Origin of the sequence: Devosia sp. YR412 (assembly GCF_900110945.1) — a bacterium.
Taxonomy (GTDB): Bacteria; Pseudomonadota; Alphaproteobacteria; order Rhizobiales; family Devosiaceae; genus Devosia.
This window is the reverse complement of sequence record NZ_FOFL01000001.1, coordinates 1,115,196-1,137,772: the sequence shown is the minus strand read 5'-3', so window position 1 is coordinate 1,137,772 and position 22,577 is coordinate 1,115,196. Positions and strand designations below refer to the sequence as shown.

Here is a 22,577-nt window from a genome sequence, read left to right as displayed (position 1 = left end):
TCACTGGCCGACCCAAACGCGCGGTGCCATCCCGGCCTTGAGCCGGGATCCATCCTGAGATGGCTCACTGAACCACCTTGCGGCTGCGGCCAGATCTCGAGATGGGCCCCGGCCAAGGCCGGGGTGACATCGTGCTTGAGGTGAGGCCGGGGATCAGTCGCGAACCTTATACGGCTTCTGATCGCGCATGAAGCGCGCCAGCGCTTCGAGATCGGCATCACCACCCGGTGGCAGAACCACCTTGAGGTTGGCGTAGAGGTCGCCGTCGCCATAGAGGCCCTTGCCCTTGAGGCGGAGCGCCTTGCCGGTGTCGATGCCAGGGGGCAGGTTGAGTTCGACCGAACCGTCGAGTGTCGGGACGCGGACCTTGGCGCCGAGTACGGCTTCATAGAGCGTGATCGGCACGTCGGTGCGCAGGTCCTGGCCGTCGCGGCGGAACTGCTTGGACTTTTCAAAGCGCACGGTGACCAGAGCATCGCCGGCTTCGCCCATGCCGGGCGAGCCCTGGCCCTTGAGGCGGATCTGCTGGTTTTCTTCGAGCTTTTCCGGGAGCTTGACCGAGAGCACCTTGCCGGTCGGCATGCGCACCGAGATGGAGCCGCCCTTGTGGGCGTCTTCCAGCGAAACCGTGGCATTGACCACGATATCCTCGCCCTTCATATGCCGACCCGCGCCGGCACCGGCTGCGCCGCCGGCAAACGGATCCCATTGCGCGCCACCGGCCGGGCCGCGCCCGGCACCGGGGCCGCCGCGCTGCTGGCCGCCGAAGCCGCTCATGAATTCCTTGAGAATATCCTCGGCCGAAAAGCCTGCGCCCGCACCGGCACCCGAACGGCCGCCACGCGCGCCGCCACCAAAGCCGCCGGGATTGAAGCCGGCAAATTTGGGATGGCCATCGGCATCGATCTCGCCGCGGTCGAACTGGCCGCGCTTTTCGGTGTCGTTGAGGAGGTCATAGGCATTGGTCGCCTCGGCAAACTTGCCGTGCGAGGAGGGATCATCCGGATTTTGGTCGGGGTGATACTTCTTGGCCAGCTTCCGATAGGCGGACTTGATGTCCTTCTCGGTCGCCGATCTTGGCACCCCAAGCACGGTATAGGGATCGCGCATTTGGTCCATTCAATGAGTCGGGCGTTGATTGCCCCAAGGTTCGAGTCCTATATGGCGACGCATACTTGCAATGTCCAGTTTCCCGCGACGAACGGATGATATGTCCATGCTGCAAACCCTGACCGAGCGCCTGTTCGACGACAGCGATCGCACCGATCTCGATCCCTTTGCCCTGTTCGAGGAATGGTATGCGCTGGCCCAGGAGGCCGAGCCCAATGATCCCCATGCCCTGGCACTGGCCACGGTGGATGATGACGGGCTGCCCGATGTGCGCATGGTGCTGCTTAATGCGCGCGACGAGCGCGGCTTTTGCTTCTTCACCAATTTCGAGAGCGAGAAGGGCAAGCAATTGCATGCCCATCCCAAGGCCGCCATGCTGATGCACTGGAAGTCGCTGCGCCGGCAGATCCGGGTGCGCGGGCCGGTGGAAGTGGTGACTCCGCAGGAAGCCGACGCCTATTTCGCCAGCCGCCACAAGGGCAGCCAGATCGCGTCTTCGGTTTCGGACCAGTCGCGGCTCTTGGAGAACAAGATGGTGCTGCTCGATCGGGTGACCCATCTGGCGTCGAGCATTGGCGATGGCGTCGTGCCGCGTCCGCCGCACTGGTCGGGCTTTCGGATTGTGCCGCAGAGCATCGAATTCTGGAAAGATGGCGAGTTTCGGCTGCATGACCGGGTGAAGTTTACCCGCACCGGCGACGGTTGGGTGAGCGATCGGCTGTATCCGTAGCGGGATCTGCGCAATTTGGCCGCGCCCGGCCAAATCTTCAAATTCGGGCAATACCTTGCGGCTAGTCTGGCTGGCCAGGAGACGGGGCGGCCTTGCGCATATTGATCCGCACATCGAGAACGGCCATCTGGGCGCGCCGGCTGGGCAGCATTGCCGTGCCGCTGGTAATCCTTGCCGTCGTGCTGCATCGGTTTCGGCTGATCACGTCGGATCTGTTTGTCGTGGCAGCGCTGGTGGCCGGGGTTGTCGCGGCGCTTGCAGTGATCGTCTCGGTGCTGGCGCTTGGGCGGCTGTGGCAGAGCGGTGACCAGGGCTGGGGCAGGGCGCTGGCCGGGCTGCTGTTTGGTCTCGTCAGTCTGGCGCCCTATGGCTGGTACGGGAGCCTGTTGCTGCGCTATCCGGCGGTGACCGATATCGCCACCATGGATCGTGACCTCTTGCCGCTGGTGTTCGAGCCGGGCACTGCAGCCATGCCGGCCCCAAAAATGCTGTCAGCGACAGAAATGGCCGCGGAATTCCCCAATGTCGAGACGCGGACCTATCCGCTGGGCTTGGTGCCGACCTTTGGTGTGGTGCAGCAATTGGTGGCGCAGAATGGCTGGGACATCCGCCTGCTGCGCGAGCCGGGCGAGGTCGGCCAGCTCAATGCGCAGGTGATGACGCTGCCCGGCTGGCGCGAGGAAGTGGTGGTCCGCGTCACCGGTACGATGGACAGATCTGTGGTCGACATGCGTTCGGCCTCATTGCATGCGCTGCATGATTTCGGCGCCAACGGGCTGCGCATCGAGGCGTTTCTGGCGGCGCTGGACGATGCGGTGATGGTGCTGCTGCGCGACAATCCCGGCGCCAACCAGCCCGTCGAAGCGGAAGCCGAGGCGCAGGTCGAAACCGAGCCGGCGGCGGCCAATTAGGCCAAGATCGTGCTGCCCCACAGGCGACGCTTGACCGTGAGCCGGCCCAGGCCCTCCAGATATTCGACATGCGCATTGATGGTCATGGCGGCGGCCAAGCGGACCGTCAAGGATTGCTCGGGATAGATGCGCGCGACGATTGCCGAGATCGTCCGGGCGCCGGCCTGCACGGCCTCGACGACCTGCTCATTGCGCATCTGGCGATGAGCCCGAAGCGCCCTGGCATAGGCCGGGCCGTCCGCGATCGGGCCGCCATGCGCGGGAACATAGGTCTGCTGCGGCAGGGCGATGACCTTGTCCAGCGAGGCGAAATAATCCGCCATCGAGCCATCGGGCACCGAGACCAGCGTCGAATTCCAGCCCATGACGTGATCGCCGCTCAGCAGAATGTCGCCGCTGGAAAAACCCAGGTGATTGGCGCAATGGCCGGGCGTGCTGTGGACCGTGATGGGCAAGTCGCCGGCCATGATGGCCTCGCCATCGACCAGCGTCCGATCGGGCACCAGGTCCCAGTCGCACGACTTGCGGATCGGATTGCGCTCGAATCGGCGCAGTGGGCGCGACAGGCGATGCGGGCCGCCGAACCACAGCGGAGCATCGAGCTCACGGCTGAGTCGGGCGGCCGATGCGCTGTGATCGCGGTGGGTATGCGTCAGGATGATTGACTCGACCTTGCGGCCGGCAATTGCGCTCTTCAGCGCTGCAAGATGCGCGGCATCGTCGGGGCCGGGATCGACCAGCGCCAGCCGCTCATGGCCAAGGAGAAAGCTGTTGGTGCCGGTAAAGGTATAGGCGCTGGCATTGGGCGCGGTGATGCGGGTGATCCCTTCGGCCACGGCAATCGGGTGGCCGGTCTGAGGGGTAAATGTCCTGTCGAAGGAAAGGACTGGACCGGGCACTGCCATTGCGCTCACTTTGCCGAGAGAATATGAAGTCGATGACGAACGAGAGCGGCCCGGGAGGGGACGCCGGTTCACATGTAAGCACGGAAGGTATGAAATGGCCGTCACTTTGACCACGCCCAACACGCTGCTCGGCGCGTTCCAACCCAAGGGCGATGCCGCCAAACTGGCATCCAATCTCGCGACGGTTGTGCTCGGCACCTTGCTGATCACCATTTGCGCCAAGATCAGCGTACCGGTCTGGCCGGTTCCGGTGACCCTGCAGAGCTTTGCCATCGTGGCGCTGTCGGCGGCCTTTGGCCTGCGCATTGGCGTGGCGACGGTTGCGCTCTACCTGCTCGAAGGCGCTTTCGGCCTGCCGGTTTTCGCCACCGGCGGTGGTCTCGCCTATCTCGCCGGCCCGACCGGTGGTTTCCTGCTCGGCTTCCTCGTGCTGGCTGCCATCGTTGGCTTTGCCGCTGACCGTGGCGCCTCGGCCAGGCCGCTGACGCTGTTCGCCGTCATGGTGGGCGCTGAAGCCCTGCTGCTGGTGATCGGTTTTGTCTGGCTGCTGACCCTCTCCGGCCAGGCCGGCTGGATCGACCAGAACAATGTCGTAGCCTCCGCCTTTGCCGGCGCGATCCAGCCCTTCATCGTCTGGGATATCCTCAAGATGGCCCTGGCGGCGCTGACCGTCACCGGCCTTTGGAACCTCGTCGGCAAGCGCTGATCGGTATTAGAAGATTTGTTGAAAGGCCGGCCTCGCGCCGGCCTTTTGCATTTCAGGGGAGCCGCGCCGCAATCTGCTCGAGCGTGCGGCTGAAGGCTTCGCATTCGCCCTCCGGCAGGGTTTCAAGCACCGCCTGCAGCTCCAGTGTCGGATCGCTTTGCAGCAACGCTTGCCCCGCGCCGGTCAGTTCCAGCAATTCCGCCCGCCCCTTGGGCTGGTCGGCGGCCTTGGCGACAAAGCCCTTCTGCAACATCGTCCGCACAGTGCGGCTGACCGGACCATTGGCGAGGCTCTGGAACCGCGCCAGATCACTGGCGGTGCGCAGCGCCTCGGGCGCATTGGCAAAATAGCGCAGGGCGACCCATTGGGCGGGAAACAGCCCACCGGCATGGCCGCGCGAATGCAATTTGCGTGCGGTCAATTCCAGCAGTTCGGCAAGCGCGACGGGGCAGGCCACGATCGACTCCGGCGGACCCGCTGCTCGCAAAGGCGCATCAGCATGGAAAGGGTCCGGTTCCGTACAAATAATAGCGGATCGGCAGCCATTTGCCCAATCACGCGTCGCGTGAGCGTTAAGTTTTAGCTGTGCTCACTGGTACAATAGTCGGCATCCCGGCAGGCCGGCCGTGCGGGCAGGGGGCTGGTCCTTTTGGCCCAGACTGCCTAGAAGGCGATCCCACCAGATATCAATCGATGAGGCAGCAAGGGCTGCCGGATGGAAAGACGACATGAAGGTTATTTTTGACACCGATCCCGGCATCGACGATGCCATGGCGCTGCTCTATCTGAGCAAGCTGGCCGAAGTGGAATTGCTCGGGATCACCACCGTGGTCGGCAATGCCGATATCGCCACCACGACGCGCAATGCGCTGTTCCTGCGCCAGCAGTTCGACATCAGCGCCCCGGTGATCCGCGGCGCGGGCGAGACGCTGGACGGCGTCAGCAAGCCCGAGCCGGTTATCGTGCATGGGGTCAATGGCCTGGGCGATATCAAGATTCCCGCAGTCAGCGAAGACGGGCTGCAGGCCGGCACTGCCAGCCAGTTCATCATCGACACGATCCGCGCCCACCCCGGCGAAGTGACCATCATCGCCGTCGGCCGCATGACCAACCTGGCGCTGGCTCTACGGCAGGACCCAGCCATTGCCGGCATGGCCAAGCAGGTCATCATCATGGGCGGCGCCTTCGGCTACCAGGGCCGCAGCGGCAATATTTCCCCTGCGGCCGAAGCCAATATCCATGGCGACCCGGTCGCCGCCGACGAGATTTTTGCCGCCAGTTGGAAGGTTGTCGTGGTCGGCCTCGACGTCACCCATGACATCATCCTGACCTCCGATTATCTGGCCACGCTGTCGGCCGAAGTCGGCGCCAATGGCGAACTTCTGGCGCAGATGTCGGACCACTACGCCAAATTCTACATGAACGTCATGGGTCTCGCCGGCGTCGTCGGCCATGACCTGCTGGCCGTGACCTATCTCCTGCATCCCGAATGGTTCGAAACCCGCGAGGGCCCGGTCGTCGTCCTGACCGAAGGCATTGCCGCCGGCCAAACCATCCAGATGCCCTCCACCCGCAAAAACGGCCCGTCCCCCTGGGCCGACCGCCCGGCGCAGCTGGTGTGTATCGCGGTCGAGGCGGAAAAAGTGCTGCAGCATTATCGCGCGACGCTGTCGCGCTAAGCCAACAAAAAGCCCGGCTTCCAAGGAAGCCGGGCTTGATTGGTCGGAGTAGAGTGATTCGAACACTCGACCCCCTGCTCCCGAAGCAGGTGCGCTACCAGGCTGCGCTATACTCCGTCAGGAAAGCGACACGGGATCCATGATAGCGTGGCCTTGCGGCCTGTGCTGTCCGTCGCGATGGGCCGGGTTATAGCCGCGCTTGGGCTGGCGTTCAAGCGTCTCGCACAGGGTTTTTGCGGGTGTTTCCGGTGTGTTGCGAAGCACGGTTAAACCGTGTAGGAACCGCGCCACGGTGGGGTGTCGCCAAGTGGTAAGGCATCGGTTTTTGGTACCGACATTCCCAGGTTCGAATCCTGGCACCCCAGCCAACTTGCCCTAAGCCATTGAGCTGCTTACGGTTCTCCAAAAATGCTAGGCCAATCAGCGACTTGCTACACAAGTCTGCTACACAGATGGCTGGGGAACTGACTTGAAAGGAAGCTCCAATGTGGTGCGTCGCGGGGGGTGGTTACACTTCCGCCGCCGAGTGCCGCAGCACCTCACAGGGCGCTTAGGCCGCCGCGAAATTACCGGCAGTCTCAAAACCTGTGACCATCGGCTTGGACGCCTACGAAGTAAGTATCTATACATTCGGACTGAAGCCCTCTTTGCCGCCTTGGAGAGCAAGATGCTGAGCGACGACGACGTGGCCAAAATCGTCAGCGAGTTCTACGCAGTCGTAGCTCAGATCGACAATTTGAACCGGCTGACTGCCCCTCCTTTGACAGTCGACGAACAGGCGGCACAGCTTCTCGATCTTGCCGACCATAGGGAGCTTCTCAAGTCCGAACTTGGTCGGGGGGACTACACTTTCGCGTCGCTTGCGGCGTCAGTCGCAATAGCGAAGCTTGGAAAAGAAGTCAGCGCGCTAGAGCGCCGTCAGATCGAGCAGGTTCTGATGAGGGCTGGCCTGGACGCGACCAAAAATGTCGAAGCCCGGCTCAGCGGGGATTTCGGCTATTCGCCAGCCGACGCGTTACTGCAACCTCGTCGAAGAGTGGAAGCCGAGGAGCGCATTGCGGTCACTTCTGCACTGCCAACGTCGAAGCAGCCCAGCAGAAAGTCGGCAATTATTTCACAGGCATCCGAAGTCTTTCTCGCGCATCAGACCAAAGACCGGATCTGGGACGCGCAGACATTGTCCCAGGCTCGAAAGACGTATTCCCTTTTGGTGGACGTGTGTGGCGACGGCGACTTGATGCAAATCGGTCGAAAGGAAGCACGGGCGTTCAAGGAAACTCTACAGGATCTGCCGGCTGATTATGGCAAAGCTGCTCTGTTCCGGGGGCTCCGGACCAGCGAAATCCTCTCTATCGACAAGCAGCGCGAAGGTTTATTTGAGCGGCTTTCCACACGAACAGTGAAGCGCCATTTTTCTGCGGCCAGTGCACTTTGGCGGTGGGCAATAATAGAGGACATCGCCTCAGAGAACCCCTTCCTTGGCTTCGCGTTCCCAAGTGCGCTAAGGGCCAATGAACAGCGTGACATGTGGCTTGATGAAGAGCTGGAACGCCTTTTCGAGACGCCTGTCTGGACGGGTAGCCATTCAGCAGGGCGCAGATCGATTGCTGGCGACCACATTATTAAAGATGAGCGGTACTGGCTACCGCTCATCGCGGTTTACTCAGGACTGCGGCAAGAAGAGATCGCGCAGCTCCACCTCGAGGACATCCGACGTGTTGAAGGATATTGGATATTCGATATCAACGCTAAACCGCCGCGAAAGCTCAAGAACCGCAACGCTGTTCGCAAAGTTCCGGTACACACGCAGTTGATTTCGCTGGGTCTCATGAAGCTCGTTAGCGAACGTAAAGAGGCAGGACAAACCTTCTTGTTTGATTTTACCCCCGGCGGCGCCGATCAGCGGTTTGGACATGCCTTTTCGAAGTGGTTCACTCGCTACCGGAGGGATGTGGGGCTATACCGCAAGGGCCTGGACTTCCATAGCTTCCGACATACCGCCACAACCTTAATGCAACGGGCGGGTGTGCCAATCAGTGCGATCGATGAACTGACGGGCCACGCGACGCCTGGTGAGACTGCGCGCTACAGCCACGGGCTGTCGATGGAGCAGCTTGTGGCGGGCATAGAGGCGATTGATTTTCGCGTCAGGTGGGCCCCAAAGCCTAGTGAGGCGAGCCGATAATTTGGCCCTGCGGTTTGTCGACGCTTCTTAGGAACCGAACCGCTTCGGCGGCGCGCGCTGCGGCGACGAAGATTGCTCGACTGTCCTGCCTGAACATACCGAGCCAGTGGGTGAGATACTGGGCGTGATCTGGGCGCGGGACATTAGTGATGCCAAATTCCGCGCAGAGAAATGCCGCGCCGAGCTCGGCCACGAGTTCCTCGGCGCAGTAGGCATGGTCGCCGAACCGTTCGCCGAACTCCCTGTCAAGTCGGTTGCGGGCACCCGACCAGTGAACGAGCTCATGGAAGGCCACGGAGTAGAAAGATTCCGTAACGGTGCTGGTTGTCGTCCCCATGAAACATTCAAGCGCGGGTATCTGGATGAGATCGGACTTTGGGTCGTAGTAGGCGCGGTCGCCTGAGTACCGAATTTTTGCCTCAGTGGTTTCGATGAACCTATCGACCTCCTCAAGCCGCTCTAGCTGTCCGTTTGTCGTGATGGGCATAGAGGGTGTGGCAGGTAGATAGCCTGCAACTTGTTCTGCATTAAAGACATGGGAAGCTCTCGCGAGACGGCGCCGACCGGTGTCTTTCGGATCGTTTGGATCTGGCTCCGCCTCGTGCTCTTTGTAGAAGACCACCGTCACCGCTCGTTCGCCCTTAAGAACTTGTGCGCCACATTCCGCCCACTGCCGATATGTGGCCCAAATTGGGTGAGTGAAATTTGATCGTCGTGCTGCGATCCAAAGACTTAGTATATTTATGCCGGAATAGGCCTTTCCAGTTAGGGCGTTGATCGGCAGATGGAGTCGTGCGCTGTCCATATGCCAAGGCATCACGAAAGTGCCCGTACCGCGTTCGATCGCAGCGATAAGCTCGCGTGTCACATCTGCATGAAGGTCGCGAGGCGAGGGGGCTGGCGTAGGCATCTGGCGCTCCAAAGCGGGTGGCAGGAGCTTCAAGGAAAGTAGCCAGAACTTTCGTCAATCGGCTAGGCCCGGGGGACGTAGCCGTTGATCAAGGCTGCAGCGATACATCAACCAGTACCGAATCTGTCGGCTTCACTGCTAGATTACCAGCGAAGCCGCTGGCTAAGGTTGGAGTGTCACCTATGCTGAGGCCAGCTAAGACCGAACGGCGGCACTGCCCTAAGGTGAAGTGGGGGGATATGCGGCATAGATCCCATGAATGTGGAATTGATACCCACAAGCCGCCATCTGCCCCCAACTCTCATTGTACATGGCGGCGCCGCCATAGGGGCTGCCATATTCAAGACGCGCGATGTCAGAGATCAGTTTGTCTTGAAGCGCAGCGTTGTAGTCCGAGCCTGATAGCGAAGAAAGGGCCTGGTTGAGGTCTGCTACAAAGGGGGCGGTATGAACACCGATAACGAGGTCCAGATCTCCATAAGTCGGCGGGAGGTCAAGCCCGGCCGCTGCAAGGTTTGCCCTACTAACCTCTAGGTAGGTCTGTGCTCGGACAACGCAGCCAAGCATCAGACCCAGCGTGAATGTAGTAGCGCTGACCGAAGGAGGAAGGCGACTCTGGGCATTGGCCTGCGGTGCTAGCATATGAGCGGTCGCAATGATGGCACAGGCGATAAGAGCTTTAGAACTAATCATAGAGAATCCTTATTGGCCATGATGTGGCCGTCCGCTCTGAGAGCGGCGACCAAGATCTGCCGAGAAACGACGGGCTATGCGGGCAGGGCAGCGGGCTTCTTGGTGCGGCCGCGTGAGCGGCCGGTGGGAAGGGGGGCGGCCGACAGTTCGATCTCTCCTGCCACCTGGTGGAAGTCCGTGTACCGGCGGCTGAGGGCAAAGCCGAGCTCCCTGTCGCCGATCTCAACCATAGTGTCGAAGCACTCCTCGAGAGTGCAGTTGACGAACCGGACCACACCGTCTTGGGTCTGGTCGAGGCAATCGGCGTAGGCCTTAGCTGCGTTCTGAACCAGATGGTTGTCATTAGGGCCGATCAGCATGAACCAGCCGACATCATAAAGTTCGGCATCGAGCATGCTTTGAGCGAGGCAGTGCTCACGAAAGAGTTGCTGATATGGAGACTTCGAGACCTCCACGGCTTCCAAATCGACGAAGAGGCGTGCCTCATTGGAAATCGCAAAGTGTCTTGGGTTGATGACGCTTGGGGCCGGCTCGAACATCCCTTCGGAGTATTTGACTTCAACGGCTATGAAACCGCGCTGCCCTAGGGGCGTCCGTCCTCTGATGATGACGTCAAAGGCGGTGTAGTCGCCGGTGAAAAGTGCGTTGCCACGACCCGGGGAGTGCTCGAACCGAATGTCCTCTACCTCGACCAAAGTGCCCGGTAGAAGCGTTGCGATGAAACGGCTTGCCGCATCCAAATCGAGCTTCAAAGCAGCGAACAGATTGAATGTCAAAGGCATTGACGAGAGCAGGTTGCTGGTGAGGCGTTCGACTTCAAAGAGTGCTCCGATCTCTCGGAAAATGAGTGATCGGCGCACCACCTCAACAATCGCAGGCGAGAGGAAATTGGCGCCTGCTGCTGCGTTTGCCGGCGCTAGGCGTGACCCTAGCTTGTGCCTTTTGTCGTTGCCGTCAATGTAAGAGCCAATAGAGAGGTTCCGATCTTTGCGCCAAAGGGCCTGGAGAAGGCGGGCGGCGCTTCGAAACCTCAGATCGGTAGGGACATAGACCTTGTGGCGACGAAGCACGGCTTCTGGAACCAGCGGTACGACGTCGAGCCGAGGTAGCATGTAATGATCGGCATAGGCGGTAGATGCAGTGCCGATCGGGACAAGTTGATTGCTCATGAACTCTCCTTTTGAGGAGATACGATTCATCGTTGCAGCCAATTTGTTTCGTCAGGAAGGCGCCGTTAGCTGCACATGAGAAGGTGCCGCAAAACCTTAGCTGTCTGCGCTCTGCTACTCAAGTTCTGACTGAACTGCAGTGGAGTTGCTGAGTGTGGATTATGCAGTGTGAATGCTCGAAGTGTCGCGAGCAGTTAAGGGCATTGTCTACAAGAGCGGCGAACGTAAGGGAAAGCGGATCGAGGTAGGTAGCTAGATTGTGGGAGTGTAGTGTAGCAGAGCTCAGCTTCTGAGAGGATGAGACAGCTCAGAGTGGCATTATCAGGGGGCAGGCTCTTGATAATACAGCGTTACGCTAGGTGATTGTGCAGGCCAAAGTACCTTTGCGCCGCTCCTTATAGGCTTAGGGCTGTAGCGTTTGCTGTGACTGGTAGCGGGTGGGGGAGCTGGAAACTGCGCGGGAGATGCCTAGGTTGAGCTGGGACTAAATGAACGAGCGTGATAGTTTCCCACCTCAATGAGCTTTTCGCGGTCAGCTTAAGGTTCTCACAAGCACAGATCTTCAAGCTTTAGCAGACGCTTGAGGCAATATTCCGGTGCGTATCGCGAATGCTGCGTTGCGAGACGACACGCTCGACAATAGTGTGCTGAATTATTCCAGATTAAGTGTTTAACGTGATCGATATTACCATCCGTCGCATGCTTGAGATGCACCCGCGGGGGGTGTCGAATTCTCAATTGCTTTGGCGTTTGAGATCTTCGGGCATCCGAGTCGCGCCGAGTGACCTACTCGATGGCTTGAATGCGCTGGTTCAGCGTGGCGAGGTGCGGCACAACCCCGACGGGAGGTGGTCTGTCATCCGTGTGCCAGCTGCCCAAAATCAGAAAGAGCCGCGAGATGTAAACGTCCAGAATGCAGGCAAGGCAGGTGTCCTTTACGGCGTTTCGGCTAGCGTTAGGTCAGTTCCTACAGAACCTCCAGAGACGGCCCCGGAGATCGAAGACGGACGGCTCCCGGATCTTCGTGCTCTGCTGACGTATTATGCAGCTACTCAGCGCCAGGACCCGAGAGGTCAAATTGAAGAATATGGCGACCGCCATGGTGTCGCGTGGCAGTTGTTTCATGCCCGCGGTCATTGGTGGACTGACGCTGAAGTGCGCGTGCCCATGGAGCGCTTGCCCGAAGCGTTCCGAGAGGCTCTAGTTCGTCGCAACACAAAGTCTGCCGCTATTGGCTGGCCGATGACCGTGTTCAAGACCGCCGAAGGCGATGCCTGTGTGCCTGGGATCCTGGTGCCAGTCACCTGGAGTATTGATGGAAGCGACTTGCGCATGGTGCCAGAGCCGCTCCCGCCCAGCATCAACCCTGCTTGGCTAAAGCGAGTGGCCAGAAACTCCAAATGGACCGCCGACGCTCTCTCAGAACTTCTTGTCAGTGATGAGGCCCCAGGACTTGGCGAGATTGGTGATCGGATTCGTAATGGGCTAGCGACGCTAGGCGGGGGAGTATTAAGTCCGGGCGGCCTTGCCATGGAGATGACCCTCGGCGAACCTGGTATCCGGAATGCCGCAGGCGTTTTTCTCGCCGAAGACAGATCCTTCACCAAAGGTACTGCCAACGATCTGGAGACTCTGGTCGGTCTGCCCGAGGCCGCACTAACCGAAACATCTCTCTTTGCGGCTCTAACAGGTCAGACAACTGATGCGACCGGGGTTCACCCGCTGCCGGTGTCGGACCTGACCGACTCTCAGCTCGATGCGGCAGATACGGCACTAAGTCAGCGTCTGACCGTAGTGCAAGGGCCGCCTGGTACAGGGAAGAGCCAGCTTATCCTTACCCTAATCGCGTCTGCCGTTGCGAATGGAAGCTCAGTCCTATTTGCTGCGAAGAACCACCAGGCGCTAGACGAAGTCGAATCGAGACTTCAAGACGTCGTGCCAGATTTACCGCTGCTCATACGCGGGCGGGACAGCGAAGGCGAAAGGGATGTGAGTTTCCTCGACGTCTTGAACCATCTCGCCCGCGAGCCCACGCGGAGTGGCCAGCAGGTCTCAGCCCTCGATGCTCAGTCACTTAGCGTGCTGGATCGCTCGGCGAGTAAGGCTCAAGGCCGTCGCGATGCCAAGCTGTTAAACGACGCACATCTGCAACTCTCGGAGCTTACGGAGAGGAATTTTGCGCGCTCCGAAGCCCGAGTCTCGCCGGTCGCGCGGTGGATTGCGGAGTTAGGTGCCCTGTTCAAGCGCAGAAAGGCCGGTTCACTGGCAGATAGGCTTTCCGCGGATGCAACGGAAGCTGAGGTAATCCGGAGACGATCTGAGCTAAGTTTGCTGATCTCAAATTTGGAGCAGGCCGAGAAAACTCCTTCCAGTGATGGTGATGACGTCGAGGCGAATAAAAGGCTGCTCCTTGCGACATCGCAGGACCTTACTCGACCAACGGTCGAGCAGGGGCAGTGGTTGGCCGATCGTAGCGGTGATTTACAATTCAAAGGAACGAAGCGGGCCAGAGGTCTAACACCAGAAGATGCTCGTGCGGTTCTAAAAAATCGACCTGTTTGGGCGATGAGCACCTTGTCGGTACCAGCCAGAATACCTTTGGTGCCCGCGCTGTTTGACTATGTCATTTTTGACGAGGCCAGCCAATGTGACATCGCATCGGCGCTGCCATTGATGGCGAGGGCCCGGCACGCGATTGTGGTCGGTGACCCCATGCAGTTGCGCTTCATTCCTAGCCTTGGAAACCGGACGGAGCATAGTTTGATGGACGCGGCGGGTTTGCCGCAAACTAGACGCTTCGACTATGCTCAAAGCTCCAATTCTCTTTTTGACTTTGCTGCGCGACGCCCACTTGCCGTTCGCCACTTTCTCCGCGATCAGTTCCGGTCGGCGCCTGAGATCGTCAACTATTTGAATGACGATTTTTACAACGGTCGGCTCGTCAACCGGCGAGAAGATGATCACTTCAGGACGCCGCGCGACTACAAACCGGGTCTTGCCTGGGAGGACGTGCAGGGGCAGACCAGGTTCGATGAAGGCGGGACCGCTAATCCCCGCGAGGCGCAGCGGATATGCGAGATTCTTCTTAGGCTCTCGGCCGATGCGACCTTCTCCGGATCAGTCGGTGTCTTGTCGCCGTTCAACGCGCAGGTTGGGCATATTCAGCGGGAAGTGAACACCAGACTTACGGCCGAGCAAAAGAGCAAGATTGCCCTTCGCATATCGACGATCGACAAATTTCAAGGCGGCGAAGCAGACGTCATAATTTTCTCCTTAGTGCTCACGGACATGGCTCCGATGAACGCAAAGTCCTTTATTCAAAAAGAGCGTCGGCGGTTGAACGTGGCAATCAGCCGTGCGCGAGCGGTTTGCATTGTAGTTGGAGATTTAGCCTATGCGCAGCGCTGTGGGATCAAGCATGTACAGTACTTGGCTCAACGTGCGTCGGGCGTCCGAACCACACCACGGGCGCCGTTTGACAGCTTGTGGGAGCGCCGTATGGATACGGCAATGCGCGAGCGCGGCTTAAATCCAATTCCGCAATATCCTGTCGGTTCCAAGTCGCTGGACTTCGCGCTTGATCCGGATGGTGCAAAAATCAACATCGAGGTGGACGGGCGACGCTGGCATGTTGATCAGGACGGCGAGCGCAAGATTAGTGATCGTCGTCGAGATGCGGAAATGGCCGGGCGGGGTTGGTCTGTGATGCGCTTTTGGGTTCACGAACTCGCAGACGATATGGGGGCATGTATTGACCGAATTGAACGCAAATACGCCGAGCTCAAGCGTGGTTGATCGCAAGCACAGGGCCGGATTTGGGGTGTGGGTTTGGCTCGTAGGCGGGCTAGGCGGCCTTGTTGTCGTGCTCAGCCTTTCTGTCTTTGTGCTCGTTCAAGACAATCAGAGGGCAATGGATGCGCGAGAAAATGCCGTGCTTCGCCGGGAGCAACAGGCCGAGCTCGTAGGGCAGCAAAGACAAGCGCTCATAGACGAGATAGCCCAGCTAACAAGTCGTCGTGACGAGGCTTTGGCATCATCGACGGATGCACAGCGGGTCAAACGAGATCGAGACCAGGCGCTAGAGGCGCTCAATGAGGCGCTGGCCGAGAAGGATCGCGCAGAACGAGAGGTCCAGGCGGCAGAAAACGCACGGCTTGATTCACAACAAGCGGCCAGTTCTGCCGCAGCCTTGCTTTCCGATACGGTCGCCGCAAGAGCAAGTGCCCAGGATGAGGTCGCCGAAGCTCGAACAACCCTATCGGGAGTACAGTCCCAAATTACCCAAGCTAACCAGGAAAGGCTCGATGCGGCCGCCGCTTTTGAAGCTGCAGCCGCCGAGCTAGAGCGCATTCAGGTCGCTCTCTCTGAGGCCGAAGCTGAAAGAGCTCAGTTAACAGATGACGCAATATCCCTTCGGCGTGAACTGTCTGAAGGTGCGATTGACCTGGCGGCAGCCAGCCGATCAGAAGCTGCCGCCGAAACTGCTGCGGAGAAATCGAGCGAGAGGGCGACCGCCGCGGAAGCGCGCGAAAGCGCCTCGGAGGCCCGCGTTGTCTCATTGGAGACTAGGGCTACCCAAGCTCAGGAAAGAGTGGATGTCCTTTCGGCAGAGGAAGTGCGCGTGCGGCAGGCGGTTTCAGATCTAGAGGCGCAGCGAACCTCTCTCGAGACTGAGACAGCAACACTGGCCACCAAGGTTGCCGCCCAAATTGTATCGGCAGAAACGGCGGCTGCCCAGGTCGAGGAGGCGCAACTTGCGCTGGCAGAGGTCACCGCTAAGGTGGCCGATGCCCAGTCAATGATTTCGAGGGCCGACGCTGATGCAGCGCGTGCAGCTGCTGCAGAAACATCCAAGAGAGAGGCAGAAACGGCACTTGCAACTGTTGCCGCGCAATTGGACGCTCGCCGTAGTGAGCTTGGCGCGGTCGAGGCAGAGCTGACCGCAGTTCGGGCCAAACTGGCTGCGATTGAGGCCACAGATGAGCAGCTGCAGACGACCCAAGCCAATCTGACGGCCACGCGCGCTCGTCTCGCCGAAGTCCAGGCTGAACTTGGCAGCTTGCAGTCTCGGCGCGAGCAGGTTGTGAGCGAGATAAGGACACAAGAAGCCGAGCTTGCCACGCTCCGAGCCACGATCTTGGGTTCTGAGGAATCTCCTGACGACCAAATTGAGCCTAGTCCGCCTGAGGATGTCCCTCCTGAAAATGCCGCTTCTGGCAACTGAGATATAGCCCGATGGAAGCCTCTACACTCGTCTTGCCGGCGCTTATCGCTTTGTCACTGTTGGCAATTATTACGAGCGCAATTGGCATCGTATTTCAAATCAGGCGCGAGCGGATGCCCGACGCAACGCGCTTTGAGAATGTTCGGGAGTTGCGCGAGCAAGAAGAGCGGACATTGGCAGACCGCCGCGCTGAACTCAGCATCGTCGAGCAGAAAATCCAAGATCGCGATCGCTTGATCGCGGAGGTGTCCGCGTATGACGAAAGAGTACAGCAGCTTCGTGCAGAACTTGAATCCCTCGAACCTGCGCGGGCAGACATTGAAGCAACAAGACGGGACGCGGCGGACGCTGCGGCTGAGTTAGCAGAACAGGTTCAAAAACTGGCTGACGTCGAGGAGAGGTTAGCTGAACGCAATAGGCAGTGGGACAATCTGGACGAAGAAAAGGAAGCAAAGAAACAGGCCATCGAGGCCGCCGTACGGCGCCTTGAACAAATCGGCTCCGACATCGAGCGCATGTCAAGTGAGCGACTAGCTGTCGAAAAGGAGCTGGGCCCACTACTGGCCGAGCGGGACGCCGCATTGCGTGCCATTGCCGACTCGCAGCTGGTTGAAGCCCGCGTCGCTGCCATGACAATTCAGCTCGAAACGCTGGCGGCGGGCGTGTCGGACGCGCTTGAGCAGAAGCGGGACTTGGACACAATTCAGGCGGGGCTGGCCCAGTCCCGAGTGGAACAGGCTCGGCTGGAAGAAAGTGTTACAAGGCTTGCGGCCTTGAGAGCCAAACTCTCGGCAGAGACTTCAGGAGATGTGAGCGAAGCAGATGAGGCCGCACTGATCGCAGATCTGCGGCAAAGTCCCAACGCTCTAGCTTCACCAGCCATGCTTCGAGGCAGTAGGCGGTCTGAGACCGAGGCTCTCCAGAGTGTGTCTGGGTACCTCAGAGATCTGGGTCTAAAGTACTCAAAGAGGACTGTTCGCTCATTTCACACGGCTCTCAAAATCAACGACTTCTCGCAGCTCACGGTGCTCGCGGGCGTCTCTGGGACCGGTAAGAGCCTTTTGCCACGTCGCTACGCTGAAGCAATGGGTATCCATTTCCTTCAGATTGCGGTGGAGCCCCGCTGGGATAGTCCGCAAGATCTCCTAGGGTTCTATAACTATGTCGAAAAGCGATACCGTGCGACCGATCTCGCTCGGTTGATGGTGCAGCTCGATCCGTACGATACGAGTGGTCTTCGCGAAGGTGACCGATCAGATCACATGGGGCTTGTCTTGCTAGACGAAATGAATCTGGCCCGTGTTGAGTACTATTTCTCGGAGTTTCTCAGCCGTTTGGAATCGCGCCCGCGCCAGTCTGATGTGGCTGATCCTGTCAAACGAAGTGACGCGAAGATCCCTCTCGATATCCGCGGACTTAGCCGATCTCTGTCATTGTTTCCGTCACATAATGTGATGTTTGCCGGAACAATGAACGACGATGAGAGCACCCAAGCTCTCTCGGACAAGGTTTTGGACCGCGGCAACGTCATGCAGTTCGCCGCGCCAAAGACGTTCGAGAAGCCCCGTGCGGATGCAAATGTGGAGCGACCAAAGGGCGCGCAAAGTTTCAGCCAGTGGCGGGAGTGGATCCAGACTGCTGATACCATGGTGGTTCAGAGGCGGCAGTTGATTGACGGTCATGTCGAAAAGCTTGCTGACATCATGGAACGGTGTGGGCGTCCGTTTGGACATAGATTGCGCGATGCGATGCTTGCCTATGTCGCCAACTACCCCGCAAACGATGGTAGCGGTGGAGATGCTGTAGCGCTCGCGGATCAGGTTGAGTTTCGTATCATGCCCAAGCTACGCGGCTTGGAGATAGATGGTCATGCGCAGGAGCTTGATGACCTAGAGATCTTGCTGCGAGACCTTGGTGACATGGAGTTCGCCAATCGCGTCGGTGATCTGCGTTCTCAGCAAAGTGCGGGAACGGGTTTGTTTGTCTGGCGAGGCCTGACTAGGGGAGAATGAGCACCGAACCTGAAATCTGGTTTCGACCATGGGCGCTAGCGGATGCAGAGGGGCGCCATAGAGCAAGGATTGGCGCTGATGGCCTTATCGTGCCAGAGGCTCATCGAGCCGCGCTGTGGCTCTATCATCCGAAGACGCGTACTGTCGATTACAGTCATAATCGCGGCCTCGAGCCGCTATTAGGTTTCGATATCGCTGGCGCTGATCGCAGCTTGGGCCTCATGCCCATGGCATTGCGAGGACAGACGCGAATCAAGCTGCCGGGCGTTTCCGGGACGGTGATTTCCTGGCCATCAGCGCCTGCTCGCCCGCCCGCAAAGCAAAATCCAACCACGGATGAAGAGGTCAGGGCCCATCGCCTCATGTTGCGCGGGGAATCGGTGTGGGATCGCCTGCACGAAGTTGATTTGGCAATCGCTGACCCCGCAAATCTTTGGTCCGAACTCAGGCGTCAATGGGTGGACGAAAATGATGACGCGGATCCAAGAATGGACGTCATTGTACGCCACGCTTTTCAACTGAGCCGCACTTTAGATGAGTTGGACCGTGCTCCTCGGCGGGTGCTACGTCGTACTCATCAAATGACCCCAATCTCTCGTGTCCAGGAGATGGATCGCCGAGCAATCAACTGGCTGGTCAAACAGCCTGGAGAGACCTTAGCCGAACGGGCCGGTGACAGTCAGCGGTTGCTTGCTGTGGCTCGCCAAGAAAGCTTCGACACGCTTGAGAACCGGGTCGTTAGATCATATGCGGAGCTAGCCGGTTATGTTGCCAGGGACTATTTGGAGCGCATTGGCCGAAAGCGGCATTCCCGAAGAGCGGAACGAGTTCGCGACTTTGGCAAAAAAGCAAAGCGGCTGGCACGTGACCTAGCAGCTCGAGGGGTCAGAACGGCCGAGCCAGGGATTACGCCCAACTATGTGCTTCAGCAAAATCCGCGATATCGTTCTGTCTGGAATGGTTGGCTCGAGCTCATCCGTCAAGATCGGTTGCTTGATGAACTATGGCGTTGGCAAGCAGCGTCATGGGAGGAGTTCTGCGCTCTTGCTCTAATGGTCGCTATCACCACCGTCCCGGGGTCGCGTTTGATCGCGTCGTCGCCGCTCCGCTTTCGAGATGAGCAGAAGAACGGATCCTGGGTTCAGCACGATAACCCTCTTGGTGTGTTTTTTCTGCCCGAGCAAAAGCTGGTTATCGATGTGCAGTTCAGGATGACCGAACGCTCCAGCGCACAAGCGGACCTGGGGGCATCGCTTTGGATCCGTTTTGGTCACACGGACGACCCGAACGGATTTCACAAGTATGTAGCAATTTGGCCGATTTGGGACGTTACGGGCGGAGTGGTTCAAGGCGAGGCGCAGGAGGTCGCATCATTCCTGCCACGGTATCGCCAGGCGTCGGTTATCGGCGGGCTAATAATCCGACCGGCAGCAGAAGGGCGGTGCGACACAGAGACACATGCAGGCGCACACGTTGTAGCGATGGGATGCGAGGGGGAAGCGCTCCGAGATGCAATCGCCGCAATGTCGAGGTTTGTTTCTTCTCAGATAGTGCGTGAGGCCAAACAGTGAGGCGCTGGGTTGGACTCGATCTTAATGGATGGCGAGACATCGCTGCGCGTGACTGGGAGCCGGAAGATCCGGACGCTCTCTTGTCAAAGCCAAAGTTGATTGAGGGTGGACTGGGAAGCTTGTCTGTCCGCCAGGACGCGGGCGATTGGATCGGGGGGCCACAGGCCGCACTTGCTCCGCATGGCCGCGGGGCGGGGTGGGGCAGAATTGGCGCGCCGATCCGGCGACGGCGAGTGGCGGATCTGTGGCAAGAACTGCTAACTACACCAGTAAGTGATACGGCCGCGGCTTGGTATGCTGCAGTGGACGCATTGGCTAGAAATTCGCAGTCGCTGATGCTGACCGTACCTGACCTTCCCGTTTTTGACGAAGTCGCGCAGTCCCGCACGCTCGCGGCGCTAAAGGGCATAAAAAGAGCGCAGCCGAGACTGCTTTGGAGGTCAGTTGCAGTTTTTTTGGACAGTCTCCACGAGGGAGTATTATCGACTTCAACCGAGCGGAAGCCCGTGCTTGTCCTTGTTCATGGCGAGGACGGCATTGAGGCGCAGCAACTCGTTCTTAGACGTGTTGAGGAATATCCCGGACATTTCGCGCCCGAGCGAGATGGATATGGCCGATTGCTCTTCCCCGAGCTCGGGTTAAAGACGCTGCACGAGCGTCTTGCGCGCGCAATGTTAGAAGCTAACTTGGAGTTGGCAGAAGGGCGATCCGAGGCCAGTAGAACTCCGATTGGGATGCTGATGGGAGAGGTATCGGCAGGTGATGTTGAAATCCTAAGACGGAACAATGGGACTTGGATGGAGGTCGAAGCGCCCGATCTGCCATCCCGCTTGATGCCGCCGTTGGATCGACCATCGCTGGAAGGGCTCAATGCCGAAAAGGTTCTTATAGCCTCTCCGTTGTCTCCCCCGCTCCGCGCCCAACTCGTTGAGGAATTGAGAGGCATCTTCCCATCCATCGAAGTCCTGCCTTGGGAATCTATTGCCCGGGGCGCATTGAGGGCTGGCCGGCTAATTGAGCGTGGACTGCCGCATTATTTGGATCGGCTTACGCCAATTAGTTTGGCGGTGATGGACGGGGAAGGGCCGTCGTTCCACAGTCTTATGCCAACGACCGCTACTGTCCCCGCTAACCGGGAGTATGTTTCTGAGCCTATCACTGGTCTGCGTTGGGGGAGGGGGAAGACCCAAATTGAGTTCTTCGTACTTAAGGGCCACGTTCAGACGGACGACGTCGAGGTGCGACATTGGACTGTGAACGCCGATACCAGCCCTTCACAGGATGCGGGTGTTGAGCTGCGGCTCCGCCAAACACCAGGGCAGAGCTGGGCGAAGCTTTCGTTGACCTCCAAGAACTGGGACGGCCTACAAGCAATCGAGCTGGAGTGGGACCGTCTTCGCCCAGACCCACGATCTCCAGAGGAGATACTTGCCGCACTGGAGCGCCCAAATCCGACGGTTCCGCGGAGGATTATAGAAGAGCCCCATTTGTTGGCTTGGATAGACGACGGCGGCGTTGTCGGCCTTGCTACGCGGCTAGAATCACATGCCCCAGTTAAGGACCTAGCCCAGGCGATCCGCCGCAGCAAATGGGTAGCGGATCTGGGGCTTGGTTTCCGCCCAATCGGTACCGACGGCACTTTTCCTGCCAACTTGCTGCCCCACACACAGAGATTGTTTAGTGAACGGCTGGAAGAGGCAGAGCGGCAGATTGTAGAGGTATGGCGCGGGAATGGAGTTTTCAGAGACAATTCGGCACTTCTGTTCGCAACCTGGGCTTTTGCCAGATGTCCGGTTCAAATTCAGGAAGCGTTGGTCGAAACGCTCGAACGCGAAGCTGAAACTGGAAGGGCTCCACTGCTTGCCACAAATGGCGCGAGAGTGGTTATCATTGCAGGTGCTGGGCGCGCGGTTACAGGCACAGAACGTTTAGGTCGAATGTTCCACACCCTGGTCAATCGTCAAACAAATACGGTGATCCTATCAGCGCTTTCATCTGCCTTATCACGGCGAGCAGAGGCACCTGGCGCACTCACGCCGGCGCTTGTGGCCAAAATAGCCAGCCGGCTAGATTCCGTGCTGGATGATCTTGTCGCGCAGCGCAGTTTCAAGATTAAGTTCAAAAATGCTCTAACGGTTCTAACGGGGCTTTTGCGTTACCGAGAGATAGAGCCGTGGGCTCTGGTCCGAGACAGAAATTTATCGGCGGAAAAGCTCGCTCTCCGATTGGAGAGCGCTAAAGAAATACTGTCCTCTCACGCCGGCACAGTTCCGCAAGGTGCTATGAAAATCGCAATCGTTAGTGATCTGATCGACTACCTGTCAGGTGTCGGTGGAGATCCCAACATCTTGCGTCAGATTGAAGATCTGGGCGACACCGAAGAGTAGCGGAATTGCGGGGCACGACATTTTCCGTCGAAGTTAGAGATCTCGAGTTCGCAGTTGCGCCTATCGCAGAGGCTGAAACGTTTACCGCGGTCAGCTCGAACAGCTGGGCATTTGGCATTAGCGAGGGTCTATATCCCGCCGGAGGCAATCGGAGAGGATTCTGGCATCTAGGCCGCACTCCCAGACCGTGGCTTCAATGCCGAAGGCAGCGAATGTTTCTTGAGCGGCCAATGAATTGCGGAGGCAGCTGTCCTCGGGCCTTCTGCAGATCAGTATGAGACCTGGGACCAGCGCGGTGGTTGTTGAATATGTGAGGGACTGACCAACGCCCTCTTTGAATTTGTCAGCCCACTCCACTTCGATTGCATGAGTGCGACTGATGCAA

General features: G+C 58.8%; 16 protein-coding genes and 2 tRNA genes. 11 read left to right on the top strand and 7 right to left on the bottom strand.

Annotated features, from left to right (window positions below; translation table 11 throughout):
- Positions 1–153 precede the first annotated feature (153 nt).
- On the bottom strand, positions 154–1,110 hold the full coding sequence (locus BM045_RS05415) for a DnaJ C-terminal domain-containing protein (protein WP_092180983.1): 957 nt from the start codon (positions 1,108–1,110) through the stop codon (positions 154–156).
- A gap of 100 nt (positions 1,111–1,210) precedes the next feature.
- On the opposite strand from BM045_RS05415, the gene pdxH reads away from it, so the two are divergent.
- The gene (gene pdxH, locus BM045_RS05410; protein WP_092180336.1) at positions 1,211–1,840 is read left to right on the top strand and encodes a pyridoxamine 5'-phosphate oxidase; all 630 of its coding nucleotides are present in this window, start codon (positions 1,211–1,213) and stop codon (positions 1,838–1,840) included.
- 92 nt (positions 1,841–1,932) lie between these two features.
- Positions 1,933–2,751 carry a DUF1499 domain-containing protein gene (locus tag BM045_RS05405; protein WP_139198714.1) on the top strand — a complete coding sequence of 273 codons (819 nt, stop codon included), beginning with the start codon at positions 1,933–1,935 and terminating at the stop codon, positions 2,749–2,751.
- Here BM045_RS05405 and BM045_RS05400 read toward each other — a convergent pair.
- Positions 2,748–3,656, bottom strand: a complete 909-nt coding sequence (locus BM045_RS05400) for an MBL fold metallo-hydrolase (RefSeq protein ID WP_170848383.1) — start codon at positions 3,654–3,656, stop codon at positions 2,748–2,750. The two genes, BM045_RS05405 and BM045_RS05400, sit on opposite strands and share 4 nt — an antisense overlap.
- 94 nt (positions 3,657–3,750) lie before the next feature.
- Between BM045_RS05400 and BM045_RS05395 the strand changes: the two genes are divergently transcribed.
- Positions 3,751–4,362 carry a biotin transporter BioY gene (locus BM045_RS05395; RefSeq protein ID WP_092180330.1) on the top strand — a complete coding sequence of 204 codons (612 nt, stop codon included), beginning with the start codon at positions 3,751–3,753 and terminating at the stop codon, positions 4,360–4,362.
- Between the two features lie 52 nt (positions 4,363–4,414).
- Here BM045_RS05395 and BM045_RS05390 read toward each other — a convergent pair whose 3' ends face one another.
- A complete protein-coding gene (locus tag BM045_RS05390) occupies positions 4,415–4,819 on the bottom strand; it encodes a MarR family winged helix-turn-helix transcriptional regulator (protein WP_092180328.1) in 405 nt (134 codons plus the stop codon).
- Positions 4,820–5,090: 271 nt separating this feature from the next.
- Here BM045_RS05390 and BM045_RS05385 point away from each other — a divergent pair, with 271 nt between their 5' ends.
- Positions 5,091–6,041 carry a nucleoside hydrolase gene (locus BM045_RS05385; RefSeq protein WP_092180326.1) on the top strand — a complete coding sequence of 317 codons (951 nt, stop codon included), beginning with the start codon at positions 5,091–5,093 and terminating at the stop codon, positions 6,039–6,041.
- A gap of 40 nt (positions 6,042–6,081) precedes the next feature.
- On the opposite strand, the gene BM045_RS05380 is transcribed toward BM045_RS05385, so the two are convergent.
- Positions 6,082–6,158 (bottom strand) — tRNA-Pro (locus tag BM045_RS05380).
- Positions 6,159–6,334: 176 nt separating this feature from the next.
- On the opposite strand from BM045_RS05380, the gene BM045_RS05375 reads away from it, so the two are divergent.
- Together BM045_RS05375 and BM045_RS05370 are read left to right on the top strand one after the other, a co-directional pair.
- Positions 6,335–6,409 (top strand) — tRNA-Gln (locus BM045_RS05375).
- Positions 6,410–6,708: 299 nt separating this feature from the next.
- Positions 6,709–8,226 carry a site-specific integrase gene (locus tag BM045_RS05370; RefSeq protein WP_139198713.1) on the top strand — a complete coding sequence of 506 codons (1,518 nt, stop codon included), beginning with the start codon at positions 6,709–6,711 and terminating at the stop codon, positions 8,224–8,226.
- On the opposite strand, the gene BM045_RS05365 is transcribed toward BM045_RS05370, so the two are convergent.
- The 3 genes from BM045_RS05365 to BM045_RS05355 all read right to left on the bottom strand — a co-directional run bounded on the left by BM045_RS05365 (position 8,207) and on the right by BM045_RS05355 (position 10,998).
- Positions 8,207–9,136 (bottom strand): ArdC family protein, encoded by a 930-nt coding sequence (locus tag BM045_RS05365; RefSeq protein WP_092180980.1) that lies wholly within the window; start codon positions 9,134–9,136, stop codon positions 8,207–8,209. The two genes, BM045_RS05370 and BM045_RS05365, sit on opposite strands and share 20 nt — an antisense overlap.
- A gap of 219 nt (positions 9,137–9,355) precedes the next feature.
- Entirely contained in the window at positions 9,356–9,829 is a 474-nt protein-coding gene (locus BM045_RS05360) for a hypothetical protein (RefSeq protein WP_139198712.1), read from the bottom strand.
- A gap of 74 nt (positions 9,830–9,903) precedes the next feature.
- On the bottom strand, positions 9,904–10,998 hold the full coding sequence (locus BM045_RS05355; RefSeq protein WP_139198711.1) for a PGN_0703 family putative restriction endonuclease: 1,095 nt from the start codon (positions 10,996–10,998) through the stop codon (positions 9,904–9,906).
- 675 nt (positions 10,999–11,673) lie between these two features.
- Between BM045_RS05355 and BM045_RS05350 the strand changes: the two genes are divergently transcribed.
- The 5 genes from BM045_RS05350 to BM045_RS05330 all read left to right on the top strand — a co-directional run bounded on the left by BM045_RS05350 (position 11,674) and on the right by BM045_RS05330 (position 22,192).
- Complete coding sequence (locus tag BM045_RS05350) at positions 11,674–14,793, top strand: AAA domain-containing protein (protein ID WP_139198710.1); 3,120 nt, start codon at positions 11,674–11,676, stop codon at positions 14,791–14,793.
- Complete coding sequence (locus BM045_RS05345; protein WP_139198709.1) at positions 14,750–16,222, top strand: coiled-coil domain-containing protein; 1,473 nt, start codon at positions 14,750–14,752, stop codon at positions 16,220–16,222. Before BM045_RS05350 ends, BM045_RS05345 begins: the two co-directional genes overlap by 44 nt.
- A gap of 11 nt (positions 16,223–16,233) precedes the next feature.
- A complete protein-coding gene (locus BM045_RS05340; RefSeq protein ID WP_092180314.1) occupies positions 16,234–18,234 on the top strand; it encodes an AAA family ATPase in 2,001 nt (666 codons plus the stop codon).
- On the top strand, positions 18,231–19,805 hold the full coding sequence (locus tag BM045_RS05335; protein WP_092180312.1) for a DUF2357 domain-containing protein: 1,575 nt from the start codon (positions 18,231–18,233) through the stop codon (positions 19,803–19,805). The genes BM045_RS05340 and BM045_RS05335 overlap by 4 nt, the downstream gene beginning before the upstream one ends.
- A gap of 335 nt (positions 19,806–20,140) precedes the next feature.
- Entirely contained in the window at positions 20,141–22,192 is a 2,052-nt protein-coding gene (locus BM045_RS05330; RefSeq protein WP_092180310.1) for a hypothetical protein, read from the top strand.
- Positions 22,193–22,577 lie beyond the last annotated feature (385 nt).